Origin of the sequence: Metabacillus mangrovi, from assembly GCF_009711125.1 — a bacterium.
GTDB classification, from domain to species: domain Bacteria; phylum Bacillota; class Bacilli; order Bacillales; family Bacillaceae; genus Metabacillus_B; species Metabacillus_B mangrovi.
The window spans coordinates 1-4,996 of record NZ_WMIB01000042.1 but is presented as its reverse complement, the minus strand read 5'-3'; the positions used below and the strand labels follow the sequence as shown (position 1 = coordinate 4,996).

Genomic DNA, 4,996 nt, shown 5'->3' with positions numbered 1-4,996 from the left:
GAAAGATCGCTCTTTGAAAAACGGAGAAAACATTAGAATTCGGAAGAGAGTGTCCAAAGTTAGGGGGCTCAACCGATATCGACTGAAATTTTGATATATCGACTATTTTGAAATTATATCGATCAAAATACAAAGATATCGACTATTTTTTTGATATATCGACTTTTCTGCAGAATTCGACATGGCGGCCGAAGCGGTTCCTGGCAGAATTCGAGCCCCGATTTCACTCAGCACATATCCAGGTACGAGGCTCTGCCCCATAGCCAGCCGAAGCGCCAGTCCAAGCCCAAGCCGGACCTCGAGCAGAAGCCCCAGCACGCCCCTCTACCTTCTCCCTGCTTCTTCCTCCGCGTTCAGCTCAGAGATCTCTTCCGCTGTAAACGGCCTTGAGCGGCTGAGGAAGCGGACGCCTTCCACTCCTTCGAGAGAAAACATGCCGCCCCGGCCTTCGACGACGTCGATGATCAGCTGGGTGTGTTTCCAGTATTCATATTGCTTCCGGTTAATATAAAAGGGACTGCCTCCAATTTCACCAAGCAGAACATCCTGGCTGCCGATGAGAAGATCCCCTTCTGGATAGCACATCGGCGAGCTGCCGTCACAGCAGCCGCCTGATTGATGGAACATGATTGGTCCGTGTTTGTCTTTCAGCTTGTGGATCAGTTCGATGGCCGGCTCGGTCGCCGTAACTCGATCAGTCATCGGTCTTGCACCCCGCTTTCTTAGAAGAATCCGAGCTTGTTTGTGCTGTAGCTGACGAGCAGATTTTTCACCTGCTGATAATGGCTGAGCATCATTTTGTGGTTTTCGCGGCCGATTCCGGACATTTTGTAGCCTCCGAACGCAGCATGAGCCGGGTAGTTATGGTAGCAGTTCGTCCAAACCCGCCCGGCTTCGATCGAACGGCCGAAGTGGAAGGCTGTGTTCATATCACGTGTCCAGATGCCTGCTCCAAGTCCATACAGACTGTCATTGGCAAGGGACAGTGCTTCCTCTTTATCTTTAAAAGTGGTCACGGAAAGAACAGGACCGAAAATCTCTTCCTGGAAGATTCTCATATTATTTTTGCCTTCAAAAATCGTTGGCTGAATATAGTAGCCTCCCTCGAGGTCTCCTTCAAGCCGGTTGCGTTCACCGCCGACCAGGCATTTTGCTCCTTCCGATTTTCCGATTTCCAGATAGGAAAGGATTTTCTCCATTTGTTCAGAGGAAGCCTGGGCACCCATCATGACATTCGGATCGAGGGGGTTTCCGGTTTTAATGGCCTTTACCCGCTCAACCGCCCGCTCCATGAACTGATCATAGATGGATTCCTGAATGAGGGCACGGGAAGGGCATGTACATACTTCCCCCTGATTCAAAGCAAACATGACAAAGCCTTCAACGGCCTTATCGAGAAATTCATCATCCTCCCGCATGACATCTTCAAAAAAGAGATTAGGAGATTTGCCGCCAAGCTCCAGAGTGACAGGAATAATATTTTGAGAGGCATACTGCATGATCATCCGTCCGGTCGTTGTTTCCCCGGTAAACGCGATCTTGCTGATTCTTGGATTGGATGCGAGCGGTTTTCCGGCTTCTAAGCCATATCCGTTAACTACGTTTAGAACGCCTTCAGGCAATAGATCGCCAATGAGGTCAAGGAGGTACATGAGAGAAACAGGGGTCTGTTCAGCAGGCTTTAGGACGATCGTGTTGCCTGCAGCAAGGGCGGGAGCAATTTTCCAGGCAGCCATAAGGATTGGAAAGTTCCAGGGGATGATTTGGCCGACTACACCAAGCGGCTCATAGAAGTGGTAAGCAACCGTATGTTCATCAATCTGCCCGATGCTGCCTTCCTGGGCACGGATGACAGAAGCAAAATAGCGGAAATGGTCAACGGCAAGAGGGATATCGGCGTTCAGCGTTTCGCGGACAGCTTTTCCGTTCTCCCATGTTTCCGCAATCGCCAGTTTTTCCAGGTTCTCTTCCATCCGGTCTGCGATCCGGTTTAAAATGAGGGACCGCTCGGTGACGGAAGTCCTGCCCCAGGAATCCTTCGCTTTATGAGCCGCATCCAAGGCCATTTCAATATCCTCTTCCGTCGAACGGGCAACCTGGCAGAACACCTTGCCGGTGACCGGAGTGATATTTTCGAAGTATTCCCCTTTAACAGGCGGCTGCCAGCGGCCTCCGATAAAGTTGCCGTAACGGTCTTTGAACTGAATGAGTGAGCCTTCCGTGTTTGGAAACTGATACATGATTCATTTCTCCTCCCGTTTATGTAGGACTATAGATTGCAAACGCTTACAATCTAGTTTTAGAGAAACATGGATAAAGAGAATTGTCAAATAATATGGAAATTGAGTGGATGAGCCCTGCTTCCTGAGTGGGCACGGATGGAGCAGCACTGTGCAGAATAGAACCATGCAGATTATTTCTTTGTCATGTAAAGGTTTACCTGGGAATTCGCCGTTTACATTCCTCCATCAGCCCGTTATAATCTGGATTGTTGAACAATTTTGAACGACAATTTGTTATAAAAGGAGGTCTCCGAATGAGCCCTAAAGTGCTGTCTTTTATCAAAATTAATATGGGTCTTATTCTGGTTGCTGTAAACATTCATTTCTTTATGTCGCCTAACCATATAGCTGCTGGAGGAACGGGGGGACTGGCGATTGTTCTGCATGATTTTCTGCCGCTCCCGGTTGGCCAGATTATGCTTGCCCTCGATGCTGTTCTGTTTTTAATCGGGTTTCTGATTATCGGGTCTGCATTCGGAGCAGTATCCTTGTACTCCAGTGTCATGCTCAGTCTCCTCGTTTGGGGCTTCAGCATTTTCTTTCCGATGGCTGAGCCGATGAGCAGTGATGTACTGATTGAGCTGATTATCGGGATGATGATCGGGTCCTTCGGAAGCGCACTCGTATTCAGCCAGCGTGCATCTACGGGAGGAACGGATATCATTGCGAGAATCATTCATAAATTCACCCATATCGAAATGGGAAGGGCTGTTTTGCTTGCTGATATACTGATCGTTGTTTCTTCTGCTGCTGTGTTTGGCATTCAAACAGGCATGTATGCACTGCTCGGCCTGTTCATAAAAGGATTTTTTATTGATTATGCGATGCAGATGATGAATGAAAATAAAGAAGTGGTCATTATCAGCGGGGAAAGCGATAAAATTAAACAGTTTATTCTCCGGGAATTGAATAAAGGAGCAACGGTCCACGTTGCGAAAGGCGCTTTTTCCAATGATGAAAAAGAAGTGATCACAACGATTTTGACAAGAAAAGACTTTTTCCGGCTGAAGACCTTTATTCAGGCGGTGGACGGAGATGCTTTTGTGACCATCCATAATATGAATGAGATTATGGGGCGGAACTTTAAGTCCTTCGCCTAAGGTCCGGTACAGGAAGCCTCTTTTTAACGGGCTGAACTTCGTATATGATGAATAAAAAGCATTGCAGAAAGAGGGGGAACCTCTTGGAAGAGAAACAGACTACTGAGCAGCGAGTGTACAGCCATCTCAAGGACGCTCTTCTCGCCAGAAAAATTGCCCCAGGAACACAGCTTGTAGAGCAGACCGTTTCCGAAACGCTGAAGGTGAGCCGTACACCAATCAGACAGGCTTTCAAGCGGCTCGAGGCTGAAGGGCTGATCGAAATGGTCCCGAATAAAGGATCGTTCGTTGTTCATCCGTCCAAGTCGGAAATTCAGGCTTTTTTTGAAATGAGAAACGAATTTGAGCATATGGCGGTCAGATACGGACTGAAGAATGTAACCGATAAAGACCTTGCGGGGTTGAGAGAGCTGCTGAAAAAAGAGCAGGAAACGTATAAAAGCAAGGATTTAAAGGAGTATGTCCGGCTGAATAAGGAGTTTCATCTGTTTTTAGCAAAAAAGAGCGGGAACAAGTTCCTGATCCGCTACATGGAACAGCTTCTGAACCAGAACACCGTCTATCTGTTTCTTTTTGATGTCTTTTATCAGGTGGATGCAGGACACAGTGCGAGGGCTGCCGAGCATGGGAAAATGGTTGAAGCGATGGAGAAAAAGGATGAAAGTGAGCTTCATGCACTCATCGATCAGCATATGAAGCGCAGCATGAACGACTTGCGGATTCAGGATAGCGGATTTCAGCCGCTGACCGAAATTTTTCAGGGCGGATGACAGAAAAAAACTCAGAGTCTCACGAGGACTCTGAGTTTTTTCGTCTACACTTTCAGAAAACCGCGGAACCCTCTGGCAGCGTAGTAGGAATCCGCGCCATTATGATACACGAAGACACGATTGTAGCGCTTGTCGCAGAAAAGGGCGCCGCCAAGCTTTCGGATCTCAGGCGGTGTCTGCACCCAGCTCGATGTTTTCATATCGAAATCTCCAAGCTCCTGCAGGGTACGGTATTGTGACTCATTTAACATCTCAATTCCCATGGAGGCAGCCATATCCATGGCATTGTTTTCAGGCGGATGCTTCTTCCTCGACTGAAGTGCCTCAAGATCAAAGCACACACTTCTCCGGCCTTTAGGGCTCTCTGCTGAACAATCACAGAAGAGATATTCGTTTTTTACGCTGTCATAGCCGATCACATCCGGCTCTCCCCCGGTCCGTTCCATTTCAAAGAGGGAGCGCATCTTGTCCTCATCGTTTGTCAGCTTTTCTTCCACGTCTGCCCACTGCAGTCCCTCATGGCGGCTCATATTCTTTTCAAAGCGATCCTTCAAAACTGGAAGCAAATCTTCGTTTCTAAAAGTCTCCATCCATATCCGCCTTCCTTTTATCGGATTTTTTTATCATCTCCGGCGAGAAGACCCCCACTTCTTGCGAAGTGTAAAGTGGGGGATGAATTGCTTTTCACTTGAATAAAAGAACATCAGTTCCCTATAATAGATATAGGAGGTGAAAACGCTTGAAAACACACAAAGCCTACAAATTCAGAATCTACCCAAACAAAGAACAGGAAATTCTCATCAACAAAACAATCGGCTGCTCGCGGTTTGTGTTCAATCATTTC

Annotated in this window: 6 protein-coding genes; 3 read left to right on the top strand and 3 right to left on the bottom strand. The window is 47.5% G+C overall.

Annotated elements, in window-relative coordinates; all coding sequences use genetic code 11:
- Nucleotides 1–324: 324 nt before the first annotated feature.
- Together GKZ89_RS20570 and exaC are read right to left on the bottom strand one after the other, a co-directional pair.
- On the bottom strand, nucleotides 325–702 hold the full coding sequence (locus GKZ89_RS20570) for a DUF779 domain-containing protein (protein ID WP_155114284.1): 378 nt from the start codon (nucleotides 700–702) through the stop codon (nucleotides 325–327).
- Nucleotides 703–722: 20 nt separating this feature from the next.
- Nucleotides 723–2,243 carry an acetaldehyde dehydrogenase ExaC gene (gene exaC, locus GKZ89_RS20565; RefSeq protein WP_162357159.1) on the bottom strand — a complete coding sequence of 507 codons (1,521 nt, stop codon included), beginning with the start codon at nucleotides 2,241–2,243 and terminating at the stop codon, nucleotides 723–725.
- 293 nt (nucleotides 2,244–2,536) lie between these two features.
- On the opposite strand from exaC, the gene GKZ89_RS20560 reads away from it, so the two are divergent.
- Nucleotides 2,537–3,382 carry a YitT family protein gene (locus tag GKZ89_RS20560; RefSeq protein ID WP_155114282.1) on the top strand — a complete coding sequence of 282 codons (846 nt, stop codon included), beginning with the start codon at nucleotides 2,537–2,539 and terminating at the stop codon, nucleotides 3,380–3,382.
- Between the two features lie 83 nt (nucleotides 3,383–3,465).
- On the top strand, nucleotides 3,466–4,152 hold the full coding sequence (locus tag GKZ89_RS20555; protein WP_162357157.1) for a GntR family transcriptional regulator: 687 nt from the start codon (nucleotides 3,466–3,468) through the stop codon (nucleotides 4,150–4,152).
- Nucleotides 4,153–4,196: 44 nt separating this feature from the next.
- Here the strand turns inward: GKZ89_RS20555 and GKZ89_RS20550 are convergent, their stop codons facing one another.
- Nucleotides 4,197–4,742, bottom strand: coding sequence for a DUF4256 domain-containing protein (locus tag GKZ89_RS20550; RefSeq protein ID WP_155114280.1), 546 nt, complete (start codon nucleotides 4,740–4,742; stop codon nucleotides 4,197–4,199).
- 149 nt (nucleotides 4,743–4,891) lie between these two features.
- Here GKZ89_RS20550 and GKZ89_RS20545 point away from each other — a divergent pair.
- Nucleotides 4,892–4,996 (top strand): helix-turn-helix domain-containing protein (locus GKZ89_RS20545; RefSeq protein ID WP_155111715.1); only part of this gene is annotated, 105 nt, incomplete at its 3' end.